Here is an 18,767-nt window from a genome sequence, read left to right as displayed (position 1 = left end):
CTATTTTTCACTAGGGAGAAACCATGAGTTCAGAAGATCAAGCTGCTTCTCAAACAGAACAAACCATAGAAAAAGCTTATGATTCCTCTAGCATCAAAGTATTACGTGGTCTAGACGCTGTACGTAAGCGTCCGGGCATGTATATTGGTGATACTGACGATGGTACTGGCCTACACCACATGGTGTTTGAAGTTGTCGATAACTCAATTGATGAAGCGTTGGCAGGTCATTGTGACGAAATTCAAGTCACCATCCATGAAGATGAATCTGTGAGCGTATCGGATAACGGCCGTGGTATTCCTACCGACATTCACCCAGAAGAAGGTGTTTCTGCAGCAGAAGTGATTTTAACGATTCTGCATGCGGGCGGTAAATTTGATGATAACAGCTATAAAGTTTCAGGCGGTCTACATGGTGTAGGCGTATCCGTGGTGAATGCGCTTTCAAGCAAGCTCGAATTAACTATTCATCGTGCGGGTCAAATCCACCAGCAAGAATATAAACACGGTGATTCCGTGTATCCATTAAAGGTGGTGGGTGAGACAGATCGTACAGGTACACGTATACGTTTCTGGCCAAGTGCTGAAACCTTCAGTCAAACGATTTTTAATGTCGATATTTTGGCGCGTCGTTTACGTGAATTATCTTTCTTGAATGCAGGTGTGAGAATTGTGCTACGTGACGAACGTATCAATTTAGAGCACGTTTATGACTATGAAGGTGGTTTGTCTGAGTTTGTAAAATATATTAACCAAGGCAAAACCCATCTGAATGATATCTTCCATTTTACTACTCAAGCGGATAATGGCATTGGTGTAGAAGTTGCATTGCAGTGGAATGATTCTTATCAGGAAAATGTTCGTTGCTTTACCAACAACATTCCACAAAAAGATGGTGGCACGCATTTAGCGGGTTTCCGTGCTGCATTAACTCGTGGCTTAAACAGCTACATGGAAAGCGAAAACTTACTCAAAAAAGAGAAAGTAGCAGTTTCTGGTGATGATGCGCGTGAAGGTTTAACTGCGATTGTTTCGGTGAAAGTGCCTGATCCAAAATTTTCTTCGCAAACCAAAGAAAAATTGGTGTCGAGCGAAGTGAAAACTGCGGTTGAGCAAGCCATGAATAAATCGTTCTCTGAATATCTTTTAGAGAACCCCCAAGCCGCTAAATCGATTGCAGGCAAAATTATTGATGCAGCCCGTGCGCGTGATGCAGCGCGTAAAGCACGTGAAATGACTCGTCGTAAGAGTGCGCTTGATATTGCAGGCCTGCCAGGTAAATTGGCCGATTGTCAGGAAAAAGATCCTGCGTTGTCTGAACTTTACTTAGTCGAAGGTGACTCTGCGGGTGGTTCTGCAAAACAGGGCCGTAACCGTAAGATGCAAGCGATTTTGCCGCTGAAAGGTAAAATCCTCAACGTGGAACGTGCACGTTTTGACAAGATGATTTCTTCTCAAGAAGTGGGAACACTGATTACCGCTTTAGGTTGTGGTATTGGTCGTGAGGAATATAACCCAGATAAACTGCGTTATCACAAAATCATCATCATGACCGATGCCGACGTCGATGGTTCGCACATTCGTACGCTACTATTGACCTTCTTCTTCCGTCAAATGCCAGAACTTGTGGAACGTGGATATATTTATATTGCACAGCCACCGTTGTATAAGCTGAAAAAAGGCAAGCAAGAACAGTACATCAAAGATAATGATGCGCTTGAGACTTACCTGATTTCAAATGCAATTGATGAGCTTGAATTACACATCAGTGCAGAAGCACCAGCCATTCGTGGTGAGGCTTTAGCGGGTGTGATTGCGGATTATCAAACCTCTCAAAAGAGTTTGCATCGTCTGACTGTACGTTATCCTGCAAGTGTGTTGGATGGTTTATTGGCAGTAGAAGGCTTTAAGTTAGATCAAGCAAATAACCAAGACTATGTACAGACTTGGGGTGAGCAACTACGTGCCAATATTGAGAAAACTCAACCAAGCTTACGTCCTGAATTAAGCTTAGAAACTTTTGAGCATGAAGATACTGAAGGCAATAAGTCAGCGACCTATTTCCCACGTATTACCATCTATGTTCATAATTTACCGCACCAATACTTGTTAGATTCAGGTCTATTGGGTTCAGGTGAATATGCGCGTTTACTCAAAAATTCGAAGAGTTGGTTCACCTTATTGGAAGAAGGTGCTTACCTACAAAAAGGCGAGCGCAAAATTCCAGTGAGCAGCTTCCATCAGGTTTGGCAAAACATCCTACAAGACTCACGCCGTGGCATGATGATTCAGCGCTATAAAGGTTTGGGTGAGATGAATGCTGAGCAGCTTTGGGAAACCACGATGGATCCTGAGAACCGTAACATGCTGCAAGTAACGGTACAGGACGCGATTGAAGCTGATCGTATGTTCTCTTGCTTGATGGGTGATGATGTGGAACCACGTCGTGCTTTCATTGAAGAAAATGCGTTAAATGCGGATATTGATGCCTAAATTCTGATTACAGAATCATTCAAAAAAGCACTCTTCGGAGTGCTTTTTTTTGTGCTATCTTAAATGAAATTGAATATTAAATCGCCAATTTGTGTTTTATTAAATTGACTTATTCTGATGCTAAGCTCAAATCTATTTGAACTTAGCAGCTAAAAATAAGAGGTCTATATATGATGGACAATCAACTTGAACACATTCGTGACATCTGGGTAAATGCATTTTTTACCGGAAATTATACTGTTTTAGCCGAATACGAAGATGAGCACTTTAAGGTGGTTTATGAGCAAGACGGGCGTGTCGAAAGTAATTATGTCCGCTATGAACGTATTGCACATGCAGTGAAAAATGGGGTTTGGAAACCACAAAAACCAGACGTAGAATTTGAAGATTATGAGTTTAATCGTGACCAAACTGAGTGCAAAATTTTAATTGGTTTAGCCGAAACACAGCAGCAAATACAGGAAATCTGGCATTTTGATCAGACCTGGAAAATACAAGAATTACGTTTTTTAAAGGCAAAAAAAGCCCATCCTTCTGCCTTATCTTAAACAATAAAAAGTTTAAATTGATGTAGTCAGTAGAGATAAAATGCATCCATCTTGCAAATATGGATAAGTTTTGTGAATTTTCACATTTAATAGTGTTCAACATCAAAGTTATTTATAATTGTGGATAATATTATTTAAAAATATTTATCCACAAAAAGGTGGTTCGATATTTTGAATTTAAAAAATAAAAATGAATTTAAAACTAAGATTTGAATTTAAAAATGGCTTTTGTGGATAACTACGGCAATGAGTTTGATGTGAAGTATATTTTTTGAATTCATTTACAAAATTAGGGTAAAAGCTATCGCTGAATTTTTAAATTCTTTACGAATAGAAATGCCTTAACGATGCAATAACCAGTTGGATATGAACATTCGATTTTTTAAATATTTTTTAGATTTATAGTGTGATTATTATTGTGAAGTATAAATAAAAAATCGCCGTGGAACTTTTAAATTTCACGGCGATTGATTTTTTGAGCTTAAGTTAGGTTTTCTTAATAATGCAAATCTAGGGTTTTGCTTTTTAAATTAAGCCTCAAAACTACTTTCCATTTCTTCTAATTCCATCATTAATTCAAGCATTTGCTCTTCGACAGATTCAAGTTTGGCTTTTAATTCTGTTTGCTCATTCATTAGTTTGAGTAAGTCATCTTTACGACTGGCTTCATATAAAGCACTGTCTGCTAATAATTCCTCGATTTCGTTTAAGCGTGGCTGAATTTTGCTGATTTGCGCTTCATTTTTTTCAATGTTTTTACGAATCGGGCGGGTCAATTCACGCTGACGTGCAGCTTCTTTACGCTGCGCTTCTTTATCGACTTTAGAAATCGTCTGTTTAGTTTCAACTTGAGATTTGATGGGAGTAGGGGCTTGTTGGCTATTTTTCATCATGTCGATTCGCGCTTGACGCAGCCAATCGGCATAAGCCACGAGGTCACCATCAAATTCGCGACATTTACCATGATGTACCAACAATAATTCGTCACAAACGCTGGCAATCAATTGACGTTCATGCGAAACCAAAACCACAGCGCCTTCAAAATCTTGTAATGCCATAGTTAGGGCATGACGCATATCAAGGTCTAAATGGTTGGTCGGTTCATCTAGAATTAAAACATTGGGACGTTGCCAAACAATCAAAGCCAAAGCTAATCGTGCTCGTTCACCGCCTGAAAAGCCTTCACTTGGTGTATCCATGCGTTCGCCACTAAAACCAAAGCTGCCTAAAAATGAACGTAATGCAGCTTCACTGATTTTTTTGTCAGCAATTCGAGATAGTTGCAACATCGGGCTGGCATTGCCATCTAGAGCATCCATTTGATGCTGAGCAAAATAGCCAATATTCAACAGTTCAGAGGCTTTGCGTGTCCCTTGTAATAAAGGAAGGTCACCAACTAACGATTTAATTAAGGTTGATTTACCCGCACCATTCATCCCGAGTAAACCAATTCGGCTGGTTGGGGTAATTTGCAGGTTTACATTGGTCACGATCAGTTTGTCGCCATAGCCAATATCTGCGTGTTCCATTTGCAGCAGTGGTGAACTCATTTTGGTCGGTTCACGGAAACTAAAGGTAAATGGTGTATCGACATGCGCCGCAGAAAGTTCCTGCATGCGTTCTAATTGTTTAATACGGCTTTGAGCCTGCTTAGCTTTAGTCGCTTTGGCTTTAAAACGGTCAATAAATTTTTGGAGATGCGCACGGGTTTCAAGCTGCTTTTCATAGGCTTGTTGTTGTTGTGCCAAGCGCTCAGAGCGGGTGCGTTCAAAGGTCGAATAGTTGCCGGTGTAAAGTGTCAGCTCTTGATTTTCGATATGTAAAATATGATCAGTCACCGCATCTAAGAAATCACGGTCATGTGAAATCAAGATTAGTGTACCTTCGTAAGCTTTTAACCAATCTTCTAACCACAAAATCGCATCTAAGTCTAAGTGGTTGGTTGGTTCATCGAGTAATAAGAGGTCGGAACGGCTCATCAGGGTACGCGCAAGGTTTAAACGCATACGCCAACCACCTGAAAAGCTTGAAACATTGAGCTGGGACTGATGTTCAAAGAAACCCAGGCCGGCCATCAGTTGTGAGGCTTTGGATGGAGCTGTATAGCCATGGATTTCATCAAATCGGCCATATAAGTGTGCCAACGCTTCATTGTCTAATTGTTCTGGATGTTCAAGTTTATGTTGTATATCCCAATATTCCTCATCGCCTGATAGAACGAAATCAATCGCTTTCATATCAAGTGCTTTGATTTCTTGTGCCATATGCGCGACGGTCCATACCGCAGGACGAGTTAATGAACCACCATCAGACTCCATTCCACCTAAAAGCGCAGAAAAAAGAGTCGATTTACCCGCACCATTTACACCGGTTAAGCCGATTTTCCAGCCTGGATGCAATTGCATAGATGCTTTTTGAAATAAAACACGCCCACCGCGACGAATGGAAAGTTGGTCTAACTGAATCATGGAACTAACTAAACAAGAAGAATGTGTGGCTATTCTAATGGATGGCTTTGCAAAAGAAAAAACAAAGCATCGCAACCATCTGAAAAAATGTGACAGATTCCACGTATTTAGGTATATTGAACGGGCTTTAGTATTAAAAAAATATTTCAAGTTGTTGTTTTAAATGGATTAATAAAACATATTGGGAATATAAGAAATGAGAAAAGGAATTTTAATTTTATCGCTTCTTTCAGGTGTGATGTCTGCACAAAGCTATGCCAATCAGAAGGTTTGTGTGTTCGATTTACTTGGAAAAGCAGGGGAATCTTATAAGCTGATGGAAGAGTGGTCTCTGGCTAGTAAGGCATGGGGAGCACAAGTTCAACTGATTTCATATCAAGATGAATCCAAAGTCGATAAAGATTTTAAAGAAGGGAAATGTGACGCATTTTATATGACCTCGATGCGGGCACGTGCGTATAACAAATTTGCCGGTTCGATTGATGCCATTGGCGGTGTACCGAATAATACTATCGCACAAAAAGCCATTACCTATGTCTTAGATAAACGGAACAGTAAACGACTGATTAGCAATCTAGGCAAAGATAGTTATGAAGTGGCAGGGATCGGGCAAATTGGTTCAGCCTACATTTTTGTCCGTGATCGCAATATCAATAATTTAGAAAAAGCTGAAGGTAAAAAATTTGCCATTTTGCATTATGATTATGCGCAAAAAGTGATGGTCGACCGTGTTGGCGCTGTGCCAGTGATGTCAGAAATTTCTAATTTTATTCGCAAGTTTAATCAGGCCGAAGTTGAAATTGTGGCTGCGCCAGCTTATGCCTTTAAGCCACTCGAAATTTCAAAAGGCTTAGGCACTACCGGGGCGATGGTGAATTTTCCTGTGGTGAATGTCACGGCAGACCTGATTATTCGTAATAATAAATTCCCAGAAGGTTTTGCTGAACTTTCTCGGCAATGGTTTGTTAAGCAATTACCAAAAAGTTTTGCCATGGTGAAACGTATGGAAGCTGAAATTCCTGCCAAATATAAGATGAATCTCAGCAAAGATGATCAGTTAAAGTATCAGAAAATATTGCGTGAAGGACGGATGGATTTAACCAAACAAGGGATCTATGACTCCACCATGATGACGGTACTAAAAAAAGCCCGTTGTACGATTGAGCGAACCAATTTTGAGTGTTCAGTGGCGGGTGAATAAGCTTTTTTCTGTATTTCTTTGTAAATTTTGATGCAATCGCTGTAAATGTAAAAAGCCATTTTTGCAAATATAAGATGATGATTATATTTATAATTTCACTTTGAATAAAAAGTGATATGCATCACAGAAAAACAGAATATGCCAAAATGACATATATAAATGGAGTAAATGCTCTATTTTTTTTAATTTAACTTGCTTAATATCGGGCTTGTGTAAGGACACCTCTGAACCATAAAAAGATTTGAAAGGAAAATAGAATGAAAAAAACGCTCCTATCATTGGCTACGTTTGCTGCAATTGGCTTTGCTGGTTCAGCTCAGGCAGCAAAAGTAGATATCTGTGTATTTGACTTACTGGGTAAGTCAGGCGAGTCATATCAAATGGCTCAAGAATGGGCGCTTGCAGCAAAAAGCTGGGGTGCTGAAATTAACTTAATTCCGCGTCAAGACGAAGCAGTAGCCGACAATGACTTTAAAGCAGGTAAATGTGACGGCGTATTTATGACGGCGATGCGTGCCCGTCAGTACAATAAATTTGCAGGCTCTATTGATGCGCTGGGTGGCGCACCGAGCAATGCGATTGCGCAACGTGCGATTACCTTTGCATTAGACCAACGTAATGCTGCAAAAATGGTTAGTAACCTAGGTGGTAAAAAATACGAAGTGGCGGGTATTGCCCCACTGGGTTCAGCATTCATCTTTGTCAAAGACAAGAAAATTGACTCAATTGAAAAAGCAGCAGGTAAAAAGTTTGCAGTATTAGGCTATGACGAAGCACAAAAAATTATGGTGCAACGTGTCGGCGCTCAAGCTGTGATTTCAGATGTATCTAACTTTGTGGCGAAGTTTAATAATGGTCAGGTGGATATGGTGGGTGCGCCTGCATATGCCTACAAACCATTAGAGATCTATAAAGGTTTAGGTACCAATGGTGCGATGTTTAACTTCCCAGTTCTACAAGTGACTGCGGACTTTATTATTCGTCCTGATCAGTTCCCAGCTGGCTTTGGTCAAAAATCACGTGATTGGTTTGTGAAACACTTACCGAAGAGTATCGCGATGATTAACCGTCTAGAAGCGGGTATTCCTGCGAAATATAAACTTAACCTAAGTGCAGAAGATAAAACCAAATATCAAAAATTACTGCGTGAAGGTCGTATGGATATGACGAAACGTGGAATTTACGATGCAGGCATGATGTCAGTATTGAAAAAGGCACGTTGCTCTGTCGATAAAGCCAATTTTGAATGTTCACTTGGCGGCGAATAAGCTGATATTTAAAGAAAAAAGTCTGGATTTATCCAGGCTTTTTTTTGCAAATTTACAGGTCATTCTCGCCATTGAGTGAGCAAAATATTCAGGTAATCTAAATTCAAATCGAGGGCTGTGAGTCAATTGAATCGAACTCAGCATGACCCAAAATTCAAAAAATGGTTAAAAAACAAAAACAGTAAAAAAACAAGGAAAGTCAGTATGAAACAATGGACAAAGGCATTGAGTGTTGCTGCTGCATTAATAGCGGTAAATGGCGTAGCTCAAGCGAAGCAAGTGGTATGCGTATTTGATTTGGTCGGTAAAAATGGTGATGTTTTTACCCTGATGAAAGATTATCAATTGGCGGCAAAAAACTGGGGCGCAGACATTGAGCTCCGCGTCGGTCAAAATGAAGCGGTGATTGCAGAAGATTTTAAAGCTGGTAAATGTGATGGGATCAGTGTTACTGGTATGCGTGGTCGCCAATTCAATAATTTTACCGGTTCTTTAGATGCCATTGGTGCGATTCCAGATTTGAAATTGGCCGTAAAAGTTATGCAAGGTCTTGCAAGTCCAACATTTGCTAAGAGCATGGTCAATAGTAAATATGAAGTGGCAGGTGTGATACCTGTTGGTGATGCCTATCTGTTAGTGAATGACCGAAGTATTAATACTGTCGCTAAAGCAGCAGGTAAAAAAATTGCGGTGCTTGACTACGATGAAGCACAGAAAATTATGGTGCAGCAGGTCGGAGCTCAAGCAGTCAGTGCTGATGTAACCAATTTTGGCGCCAAATTTAACAATGGTCAGGTGGATATTATTGGTGCTCCTGCAGCTGTGTTCAAACCATTAGAATTACATAAAGGTTTAGGCAGCAAAGGCGCAATTGTCAATTATCCAATTTTACAAGTGACGGGAAATATTATTATTCGCCCAGATAAATTCCCAGCGGGGTATGGGCAAAAATCACGTGATTGGGTCAAAACACAATTACCTCGTGCATTCACGATATTAGGCAAAATGAAGTCAGAAATTCCAGCCAAATATTGGATGGATGTTCCAACAGCAGACAAAGCTGGTTATCAAAAAATGATGCGTGAAGCGCGTATCGATTTGACTAAACGTGGTATCTACGACAAGCGAATGATGAAACTATTATGGCAATTCCGCTGTAAACAAGACCCTAAAAACTTCGAATGCGCATTACAGGAAGAAAACTATAAATAAGTTTTAAATGAATCTTGAGAAAAATACTCTGATTTAACTTTAAACTGTGAAGACTGACCATATATTGAGTATGTTATACTTGAAATATGGTCTTTTCTTTTTAAAGACACCCCAATGACTCAGAGGAATCCATCATGAATGCTCAAGCACTTGTGCTGACTGACAATGCTGCCAATAAAGTACGCCAATTGCGTGAGAGTGAAGGTAATCAAGACCTTATGTTACGTGTATATGTGACTGGTGGTGGTTGTTCAGGTTTCTCATATGGATTTAATTTTGCTGAAAGCCAAAACGAAGATGATGCTGAATTTATCAATGGTGATGTGAAGATGTTGGTTGATTCACTGAGCTATCAATATTTAGTTGGTTCAACAGTCGACTATATTGAAGGTCTTGAAGGTTCTCGATTTGTGGTTCAAAACCCGAATGCGACAACCACGTGTGGATGTGGATCTTCATTCTCGATCTAATCGTGATGATGAATTGAGCCATAAAAAAGCCCTCATTTAGAGGGCTTTTTTAATGTTTAAAATCGATATTAGGCTTCAAATTTTAGTGCTTCTAATAGATCTAAAATTACGGTAGTCACGTCTTGAGTCAATTGATAATTATTAAAAATTTCATATGCCGTAATGGTGACATCGGTATCACTCGGAAGCAGGCGTTGTTCTTCTTCGATGAGGTCACGGATCGGCAATAGGGTTTGTTTGACCTGTAAATGCAAGACATCTTTAAACTCAAGATTTTCGTCTTCGAGCTCAATTAATTGCTCATTAAAAAAGGGTAAAAGTACCGCATGGAGATAAGGTTGAATATCTGTAATATCAAAAATCTCAATATCACGGGTTTGTTCAATCGTGCTGATGTGGTCATTCACTTCAATTAAGATATGGTAGTAACTCACATTGCTCTCCACGTAAGATGTCATTGATATAAGGGAATTATTGCAAATCAACAATAACATGAAATGCTAATTATTGTTGGTGAATCCTATAATATCCTTATAGATTGTATGGTTTTTTTGCTCAGCGTATTCTAACGATAATATAGTAAGCCTTGGTCTGCTGGCATCAGTTTAAAGTTTTCTAATTGTTGCGCGCCTAAGATTGGGTACATTAATGCAGCAGGGTCATTATGGTGAGATAAGCCGAGAGCGTGTCCGAGTTCGTGGGCAAGGGTAAGGCGTAAATCATCTTCGGCATCAAATTGATAAATCTGAATCTGATCGCCCATAAAGACACCTTTATGAAACTCTCGAGCAGGAAAGCGCTGACTGGCTTGTATCACGCCTGCATTATATTGATCAATTTGCTGGTTATAGCTTAAGACTTGTTGGTTAAATTGATCATTTTGCTGATTAAATCGATCTATTTCTTGGTCTAATTGCATCGCTTGTGCTTTAACTTGCTCAAGTTCTCTTTCAACGCGTTGCATATTGGGGCCTTGTGCATGCTCTATTCGGCTCCAATTCATACGTTCTTGCGACAGCTGTGCGATTTCCGCACGAATCATGGCTTGTTTTGATCGGAGCTGTTGCTCATTCATCTCCAGACCTTTTCTCGAATTTGCTAAGTTCTCGGCATATAAATCATTACGGGCTTTATCTGCGGCTAAGGTCTTTTGGACTTGCTTATAGGCATTGTATTGTTCTTGGCGATCATCATAAATTAGATGGATCGCCAGTTGTGCATTTGGGTCATAGATAAATAACGGTTTGAGTGTCCCTTTATGCCATATCTCTGCGGCTTCTTGGCTAAGTTGAATGACTTGTTGCTGGCTTAATCCAAAACGCGGATCGACATCAGCAACCCGATAACGCAGTCGGGTATCGAGAGGGTGTAAAAGTCGATCTGAAATTGAATTAAATTTCAGTTGAGGATGCTGCTTGGTTTGATAGATCCACCAAGTACTCAAAACGATGACAACAATAATTAAAATCAAACGCATAGCGTCGCAAAACTTGTTTATTTTGCATTAATTTAACTGAAATTTAGCGCTATGCAAATCTAAGTTTAGCCAGATTGGCAGTCGAGAAGAATGTGGCTGTTTGAACGTTTGCGTGTTATTTGAATATAGTCTGATGCAGATGAAATCATCTACAAAAAAAACCGCGCTTTCGCGCGGTTTTTTTTAAGCTTTGAAAAACTCAGTTAAAGCGACAAATTATTTTTTGTCATCTTTCACTTCAGTGAACTCAGCATCTACAACGCCGTCATCTGCTTTTTGAGCTTGACCTTCAGCACCTTGGAAAGCGTTAGGATCAAAACCTTCAGCACCGCCTTGACCTTGTGCAGCTTCATAAGCACGTTGAGTGATCGGCATAATGATGTTTTGAAGTGCTTCAGTTTTCGCTTTGATTGCATCTACATCGTTTTCTTTAGTCGCTGCTTCGAGCTCAGCTACAGCAGCATCGATTGCAGATTTCTCATCAGCAGTTACCTGTTCACCAAGATCTTTTACTGCTTTTTGAGCAGAAGAAACAAGTGCATCAGCTTCGTTACGTGCTTTCGCTAATTCTTCAAATTTACGATCTTCTTCAGCATTTGCTTCAGCATCTTTGATCATCGCTTCAATTTCAGCATCGCTCAAACCAGAGTTAGCTTTAATTTGAATTGATTGCTCTTTACCTGTGCTCTTATCTTTTGCAGATACTTTCAAGATACCATCAGCGTTGATGTCAAATGATACTTCAATTTGTGGTACACCACGTGGAGCAGGTGGAATATCGCCCAATTGGAAGTTACCCAACAATTTGTTTTGTTGAGCCATTTTACGTTCACCTTGGTAAACTGAAATGTCTACAGCTGGTTGGTTGTCTGCAGCAGTTGAGAACACTTGAGATTTCTTCGCAGGAATCGTCGTGTTTTTCTCAATGATCGCTGTTAACACGCCACCCATTGTTTCAATACCAAGTGTAAGCGGAGTTACGTCAAGAAGAAGTACGTCAGTTTTATCACCTGAAAGTACTGCACCTTGAATCGCAGCACCCATCGCTACAGCTTCATCTGGGTTCACGTCTTTACGTGGCTCACGGCCGAAGAACTCTTGTACTTTTTGTTGTACAAGTGGCATACGAGACTGACCACCCACCAAGATTACGTCAGAGATGTCAGAGGTTGAAAGACCTGCATCTTTAAGTGCAATCTTACATGGTTCAATTGTACGAGCAACCAATTCAGCAACTAAACCTTCAAGTTTAGAGCGAGTCACGTTGATCACTAAGTGTTTAGGACCAGTCGCATCTGCTGTGATGTATGGAAGGTTGATTTCTGTTGCATTCGAAGAGGAAAGCTCGATTTTTGCTTTTTCAGCAGCTTCTTTTAAACGTTGAAGTGCAAGCGGATCTTGTTTCAAGTTTACGCTTTGTTCTTTCTTGAACTCTTCAACCAAGTATTCAATTAACGCATTATCGAAGTCTTCACCACCAAGGAATGTATCACCGTTTGTAGACAACACTTCGATTTGTTGGTCGCCATCAAGGTCAGCGATTTCAATGATTGATACGTCGAAAGTACCACCACCTAAGTCGTAAACCGCAACTTTACGGTCGCCTTCTTTTTTGTCCATACCGAACGCAAGTGCAGCAGCTGTTGGTTCGTTGATGATACGTTTAACATCTAAACCAGCAATTTTACCTGCATCTTTAGTCGCTTGACGTTGAGCATCGTTAAAGTACGCAGGAACAGTAATTACCGCTTCAGTTACTGTTTCACCAAGGTAGTCTTCAGCTGTTTTTTTCATCTTTTTCAAGATTTCAGCAGAGATTTGTTGTGGTGCAAGTTTCTTGTCGTTTACATCAACCCAAGCATCGCCATTGTCAGCTTTGATGATTTTGTAAGGTACAAGGCCGATATCTTTTTGCACAGCTTGGTCTTGGTACTTACGACCGATCAAACGTTTGATTGCAAATAATGTGTTTTTAGGGTTAGTCACTGCTTGACGCTTAGCAGATTGACCGACAAGGATCTCGCCATCTTTATACGCAATAATAGATGGGGTTGTACGAGCGCCTTCAGCGTTGTCGATTACTTTTACTTTGTCGCCTTCAAGTACTGCTACGCAAGAGTTTGTAGTACCTAAGTCAATACCAATGATTTTCGCCATTTGGATGTTTCCTCTAAAATTCTTTTACGATGTTTTCGCTTGTTATCCGATATGAGAGCCAATCAAAAATTTTCAAGTAATATTGGTTAAAATTTTTAATTCGTCTCAGAAAATTTGTCTTTATGCACCAACCATAACCATAGCAGGGCGTAATAGGCGACCGTTTAAACTATAGCCTTTTTGCAATACTGTTCCGATTTCATTCGATTTGGCATTTGGATCGATGCCCACAGCCTGATGAAGATCTGCATTGAAACCATTTGCAGTATCCACAGCAACCACACCAAATTTTTCTAAAGTGCTGAGCAATGATTTCAGTGTAAGTTCTACACCTTCAGATAAACCTGATTTTTCATCACCTGCCGCAGCAATCGCGCGTTCAAGGTTATCAACTGACTCAAGCAATTGTTTTGCAAATTTTTCCAGCACAGTATCTTTATGCTTTTCAGATTCGCGTTGAATGCGCTCTACACTTTTTTGCGCTTCATATACGGCATTTGCAGTACGTGCTTTTTCAAGTTTTAAGCTTTCTTCTAAATTGGTGATTTGTGCTTGTAAATCTTCAACTGAAACTTCAGCTTGCTCGTTTTCAGCTTGAGTTTGCTGTTCTGCTTGCTCTTGTTGAAGATCTTGAGCGTCTTGGTTTTGCTCAGTCGCCATTGATTTACTCCGTTTAAATGGGTTCTTAAACATGTTCAGTCCTTATAGCTGTGCGTTCAAACGACATCGATGCGTAACTGCCATGCGTTTTGAATTCATGATTAATAAAAGAAATCGGGGCAGGGTATAAAAATTCAAGCGAAGTCAGCGATTAAATGCAATTTTTTATTCAAATAAATGGTTTTTCAGCCAAATATCGACTGCAAAATTAAATTCTATGAAAATATAAATTATTGATTTGAATGTATAATCATATTTTGATCGGATTTATAGATTTTCATCATAAATTTTAACGGTTTCTCTTTGTGCCTGAAAATTTGCATAATTTATCTATCGGAAGTGACCATATCCACTGGAGAGAGGGATATGGTGACTACCTCTAGATTTTAGAAACACTTTTCCATGCTGATTTCCCAAGAATCAGCATTTTTTTTTGCCTCAAAAAATAGTGGTTAATATTTATACATAAAAACTCTTAGTATCAGTTTTATTAAATATTTCACAAAAAATGATCAGCACAGTATTCTTTGTTTCAGATTCTATCGCTGTAGTTTCTTAATTTATTTCAAATGTGTTTTTCATGGCCTGCTTCTCTCATAAGCAGGCTTTTTTTTTGCATGAAATTTATAAAACAGCCACTTAAGTAACTGAGTTGCAAGTTTTGTTGAACTTTGTTGTATTCAAAAGCTGTGATCACGCTTTATTCAAAATCATTTATATTTATTTTTTTAATAAAAAACAAAGCACTTGAGTTAAATAAATGATGTAAAGCCTCAATATAAAAGAAAACTGCCTGATTAATAAAACATTTCATAAGCTGTACCGTGCCTCGTACAAAGTACAACTCAGAAGGTGGGAACTTCACAGAATTATTTTCCATTATGACTCAGGCAAAGTTGAGCTTTGCTTTTAATGATTCAATGAAGGAAATAATGAAGATGAAAAAAATTGGTTTATTCGCTGTCGCAGTTTTAGGTTTTGGTTTAGCTGCGGTAGGTTGTACTTCTCAAGAAACTGTAGAATCTCCAGAAACCGCACAAGTAACGTCTGCAACTGAAGCATCTGTAACGACAGAGCAATCGGGTGCTGTGGTTCAAGCAGATCCATCAGCTCAAGGTGCTGAAGTTCAATCTGCGCCTGCACCGCAACCTACAGTTCAGCAATAAGATTGTTTAATACTCTCTGACCTGTAACAACAGGCAGTCAAGAATAGACAGAAGATAGGATGCCTCTTCTGTCTATTTTTTTTCTATTGCTTTTTTTTACCTTTTCTATTTTTAGTGAACGAAAAAAAGCCCATCATGTAGATGAGCTTTTTACTTTTAACCGATCTGCAAAAACAACAATTAACGGCGATTTTCCCACGCGCGACGACGTTCTTCAGCCGCTTTACGTTGTTGATCTGATGCCTTTCTTAAATCTTGAAAATTTTTTTTGCGCTCTTGCTCAATTTGTTTTCTACGATCTTGACTGGCTTTACGGTGCTGTTCTTCTAAGCGCTGACGCTCTTTGCTGACTTTTTGACGATCTTGTTCAGCACGTTTACGACGTTCAGCTTCAGAGTATTTACGCTGTTGTTCTAGACGTTGACGTTCGAGTTCGTTTTTACGACGATCCCACTCTTGTTGATTTTTACGATTTTGTTCCCAGTTACGCTGGTCAAGTTGCTGCTTTCTACGTTCGAGCTCTAAACGATTACGTTGTTGTTGCTGACGTTCCCATGTACGGCGGTCTTGTTCATAACGACTGTCATAACGGCGATCATAACGATTATCATAGCGTCGATCATTATGATCATAACGGCGGTCATAACGTTGATCATAACGTCCATCGTAGTAACCATCTTCAGGGAATGCTACGCAGCCTACAGCCAAAAAAGCAGTCGCAAAAGACAGAAGGATGATCTTTTTAGCCATGGTGAGTATCCTTTATCGAGAATGGGTTAGCATAATCAACCCATAAAACTTGGGTAAATTGTCAATGACAACTCTATAAAAGAAGATTAGCTTAACTAGGTCTGTACTATGTATGTCGATGTTGAGACTTATATGTGAATATGGTCACATTTGACCTAGATCATGTAGAAAGTATGAAGAGCATAATTCGAAGGATAGAGCATGTTTGCATTGAATGAATCACTTAAAAATATGAAAGATAAAGGCCAAGGTACGGCTGCTCGGTTACTTGATCGTCTTCCTAACTTTGCCAAAGAAAGCCTCGCAAAACGTCTCGATTATCCGTTTATTTTTCCAGAATTAGATCCGCTGGTGAAATGCATGATGGCGGCTCAACTCAAGCAAGGTAAGTCAGGCTTTGTGACTGAAGACTATGTAAAGTCTCGTAAATTATTTGATTTACAGATGGAGTCGATCAAGACCAAGCCGACCTTTGTGAAACAAGTGCAAGATATACGTCTACCTTTACAAAGTGCTACGCTGTTTGCGCGTCATTATCATCCTGCTCCAAATAAAAAATTACCGATGATCGTGTTCTATCACGGTGGTGGTTTTGTGGTGGGGGGGGTAGACACGCATGATGAAGTTTGTCGTTTATTGGCCGTGCATGCTAAAGCACAAGTTTTAAGTATTGATTATCCACTCACGCCAGAGGCCAGCCCAGCTCAATTAATGCAAAGTTGTGAAGATGCCTTGGCTTGGACTTATCAAAATAGTCGTCAGTTTAAAATTCTAAAAAATCGAATTGCGGTGGCAGGGGATAGTGCAGGCGGCAATATTGCTACCGCAGTTGCGCAGCGCAGTGCTCAGAAAGTTTTTGCCCCGCAAGCTCAGCTATTAATTTATCCTGTGGTGGATTTCAAAAGTCGCCATCCATCTTTCTATGCGTATAAAGATGGTCTAGTTCTGACTGAAAAAGATATTGATGTCGTAACGGCTTTATATGCAGAACAACATGCAGTGGCCTTGGATGATCCATTAATTTCACCAACCTATGGAAAATTGGCAGGTATCGCACCCGCGTATATCGTGACAGCAGGGCATGACGTTTTACATGACGAAGGTGAAATTTATTCGCATAAACTCCGTCAGCAAGGGGTGAAAGTGTTTTATCAAGAATATACCGATCAAACCCATGGCTTTATTAACTTAACCCCGGTTTCGCACCGAGCTAAAAAATACGTGATCGAGATCAGTACGAAGTTCCGTAAATTTTGGGATAAACGTAGCTAATCATTCCTTTATATAAAGTAAACCCAGTGTTTCACGTGAAACACTGGGTTTTTATTTATTGGGTTATTTATCTTGGATTTTTGCAGCAGGAAAAACGAGGCTAAATTCTGGGACATAAAAGCTTTGCAATAATCGTGCTTCGGCAAAATTAGGAAAAATCTCCTGCGTATTGTGCCATTCTACCTGTTTCAGTTTAGAGAGCCGTCCACGAAACTTCGGTGAAAATTGATAGCGCTTACCTTCCCACGCTTGTCTGATTTGCAACATCGCTGCTGGGATATGATGACTATTAATATAGAAAGAACGCTGTAAACGTGATTTTTTTAAACGGATCTGCATCTTTTGTTGTTCAACTTCTATAGTACAGACTACTTCATTGTCATGTTGTTGCCATTCAAACTTTGCCAACTCTTTAGGAATACCCCAGAGTTTTTGGCCATGAATGACAGAGATATCTGTCGAAACATAAATCTTAGGTATCGAACTTAACCTTTTCTTACTCCATAAAGGGTGATCTAAAATCAGCAATTCGTCATAAGGACCCACAGGCGAATCATGGTATCGGACCAATAACACCTGAACCACACGACCCAAAGCTGATGTCGCTAAACGGAACATCTGCGCTTGTTGGATAAAACTCGGAGAGATCCAATAATTCAAAATAAAAGCATCGCCACGCAGTTGCCAAGGCGGTAAATGTGTCAATGGAGTGTCCGATGGTATTATTTGCGTCATCATTGTTCTCGTTTTAATAATGGCAGAATAATTACTTTTTAATCATCAAAGACTAATATACAGTCAATAACAAGTACGAGATCAATCAGAAGAGTTAGCAAATGTTAAAACAGATTTTATTTACTGTAGCACTTGGCTGTGTGAGCTTAAGCAGTTTTGCTGCCAATACTATTGTCGAAATGAAAACCTCTCAAGGCAATATTGAAATTGAACTATTCAATGACAAGGCACCTATCTCAGCAAAAAACTTTGAAAGCTATGCAAAAGAAAAATTTTATAACGGTACAATCTTTCATCGCGTGATTCCTGGATTTATGGTTCAGGGTGGGGGCATGGATGTCAAAATGCAGGAGAAGCCAACGAAAGCGGCTATTAAGAATGAATCAAGTAATGGCTTGAGCAATAAACGCGGCACATTGGCAATGGCACGGATGAATCATCCTGATTCAGCAAGTAGTCAGTTCTTTATTAATGTTGCAGACAATGACTTTCTCAATAAAAGTGCAATGAATGCGGGATATGCTGTTTTTGGTAAGGTTATTAAAGGTATGGATATCGTCGATAAAATCGTAAAAGTTCCAACTGCGAACTATGGAATGCATCAGAATGTCCCTGTAAACCCAGTAGTTATACAGAGTGTGGTGATTAAAGCAGCACCTGTAAAAAACTAAGCACACAAAATAGGAAAAATATTTTACATGATATTTGTAATAAATATCATGTATTTATGTGAGTAAAGTGTGTTTTTTGAACCATAATGGTGCATAAAAATAAAACACTCGTGTTCTTTGTGAGTGAAAAGCACTTGCACGTGTAAGAAATTGCCCTATAATGAGCCCCATACCGACGAGATAGACGGAAACGAACGAAACGCGAAGCGTTGAGTTGTTA

At 39.6% G+C, this 18,767-nt stretch carries 16 protein-coding genes; 9 read left to right on the top strand and 7 right to left on the bottom strand.

All coding sequences use genetic code 11. From position 1 onward, the window contains the following. The first annotated feature begins 23 nt into the window (after positions 1-23). Complete coding sequence (gene gyrB / locus FTV27_RS15195) at positions 24-2,492, top strand: DNA topoisomerase (ATP-hydrolyzing) subunit B (protein ID WP_078194446.1); 2,469 nt, start codon at positions 24-26, stop codon at positions 2,490-2,492. 170 nt (positions 2,493-2,662) lie between these two features. Continuing rightward, complete coding sequence (locus tag FTV27_RS15190) at positions 2,663-3,040, top strand: hypothetical protein (protein ID WP_078194445.1); 378 nt, start codon at positions 2,663-2,665, stop codon at positions 3,038-3,040. Positions 3,041-3,570: 530 nt separating this feature from the next. Here the strand turns inward: FTV27_RS15190 and FTV27_RS15185 are convergent. Further along, positions 3,571-5,508, bottom strand: a complete 1,938-nt coding sequence (locus tag FTV27_RS15185) for an ATP-binding cassette domain-containing protein (RefSeq protein ID WP_180024960.1) — start codon at positions 5,506-5,508, stop codon at positions 3,571-3,573. A 196-nt stretch (positions 5,509-5,704) separates the two neighbouring features. On the opposite strand from FTV27_RS15185, the gene FTV27_RS15180 reads away from it, so the two are divergent. From FTV27_RS15180 to erpA, 4 genes are all read left to right on the top strand, one after another. After that, the gene (locus FTV27_RS15180; protein ID WP_180079199.1) at positions 5,705-6,709 is read left to right on the top strand and encodes a putative solute-binding protein; all 1,005 of its coding nucleotides are present in this window, start codon (positions 5,705-5,707) and stop codon (positions 6,707-6,709) included. A gap of 257 nt (positions 6,710-6,966) precedes the next feature. Continuing rightward, positions 6,967-7,977, top strand: coding sequence for a putative solute-binding protein (locus FTV27_RS15175; protein ID WP_180079198.1), 1,011 nt, complete (start codon positions 6,967-6,969; stop codon positions 7,975-7,977). A gap of 204 nt (positions 7,978-8,181) precedes the next feature. Then, positions 8,182-9,189, top strand: coding sequence for a putative solute-binding protein (locus FTV27_RS15170; protein ID WP_180024958.1), 1,008 nt, complete (start codon positions 8,182-8,184; stop codon positions 9,187-9,189). 134 nt (positions 9,190-9,323) lie between these two features. Continuing rightward, entirely contained in the window at positions 9,324-9,659 is a 336-nt protein-coding gene (gene erpA / locus FTV27_RS15165) for an iron-sulfur cluster insertion protein ErpA (protein ID WP_078194440.1), read from the top strand. A gap of 68 nt (positions 9,660-9,727) precedes the next feature. Here the strand turns inward: erpA and FTV27_RS15160 are convergent, their stop codons facing one another. The 4 genes from FTV27_RS15160 to grpE all read right to left on the bottom strand — a co-directional run bounded on the left by FTV27_RS15160 (position 9,728) and on the right by grpE (position 13,953). After that, the gene (locus tag FTV27_RS15160; protein ID WP_171263823.1) at positions 9,728-10,105 is read right to left on the bottom strand and encodes a hypothetical protein; all 378 of its coding nucleotides are present in this window, start codon (positions 10,103-10,105) and stop codon (positions 9,728-9,730) included. Positions 10,106-10,224: 119 nt separating this feature from the next. After that, on the bottom strand, positions 10,225-11,136 hold the full coding sequence (locus FTV27_RS15155) for a matrixin family metalloprotease (RefSeq protein WP_180079197.1): 912 nt from the start codon (positions 11,134-11,136) through the stop codon (positions 10,225-10,227). 216 nt (positions 11,137-11,352) lie between these two features. Then, on the bottom strand, positions 11,353-13,293 hold the full coding sequence (gene dnaK / locus FTV27_RS15150; protein ID WP_078194438.1) for a molecular chaperone DnaK: 1,941 nt from the start codon (positions 13,291-13,293) through the stop codon (positions 11,353-11,355). Between the two features lie 120 nt (positions 13,294-13,413). Further along, positions 13,414-13,953 (bottom strand): nucleotide exchange factor GrpE, encoded by a 540-nt coding sequence (grpE, locus tag FTV27_RS15145; RefSeq protein ID WP_111885723.1) that lies wholly within the window; start codon positions 13,951-13,953, stop codon positions 13,414-13,416. Positions 13,954-14,891: 938 nt separating this feature from the next. On the opposite strand from grpE, the gene FTV27_RS15140 reads away from it, so the two are divergent. Then, complete coding sequence (locus FTV27_RS15140; RefSeq protein ID WP_228144800.1) at positions 14,892-15,119, top strand: hypothetical protein; 228 nt, start codon at positions 14,892-14,894, stop codon at positions 15,117-15,119. Between the two features lie 180 nt (positions 15,120-15,299). Here FTV27_RS15140 and FTV27_RS15135 read toward each other — a convergent pair whose 3' ends face one another. After that, positions 15,300-15,869 carry a hypothetical protein gene (locus tag FTV27_RS15135; protein ID WP_180079196.1) on the bottom strand — a complete coding sequence of 190 codons (570 nt, stop codon included), beginning with the start codon at positions 15,867-15,869 and terminating at the stop codon, positions 15,300-15,302. Between the two features lie 201 nt (positions 15,870-16,070). Between FTV27_RS15135 and FTV27_RS15130 the strand changes: the two genes are divergently transcribed. Beyond that, positions 16,071-17,141 carry an alpha/beta hydrolase gene (locus FTV27_RS15130; RefSeq protein WP_180079195.1) on the top strand — a complete coding sequence of 357 codons (1,071 nt, stop codon included), beginning with the start codon at positions 16,071-16,073 and terminating at the stop codon, positions 17,139-17,141. A gap of 63 nt (positions 17,142-17,204) precedes the next feature. Here the strand turns inward: FTV27_RS15130 and FTV27_RS15125 are convergent, their stop codons facing one another. Then, on the bottom strand, positions 17,205-17,876 hold the full coding sequence (locus tag FTV27_RS15125; protein WP_180079194.1) for an acetoacetate decarboxylase family protein: 672 nt from the start codon (positions 17,874-17,876) through the stop codon (positions 17,205-17,207). Positions 17,877-17,977: 101 nt separating this feature from the next. On the opposite strand from FTV27_RS15125, the gene FTV27_RS15120 reads away from it, so the two are divergent. After that, a complete protein-coding gene (locus FTV27_RS15120; RefSeq protein WP_180079193.1) occupies positions 17,978-18,547 on the top strand; it encodes a peptidylprolyl isomerase in 570 nt (189 codons plus the stop codon). Positions 18,548-18,767: the final 220 nt, after the last annotated feature.

This window comes from Acinetobacter sp. YH12251, from assembly GCF_013417465.1.
GTDB lineage: Bacteria > Pseudomonadota > Gammaproteobacteria > Pseudomonadales > Moraxellaceae > Acinetobacter > Acinetobacter amyesii.
Note: the sequence above shows the minus strand (reverse complement) of the source record. Positions and strands in the feature narration are given on the sequence as shown.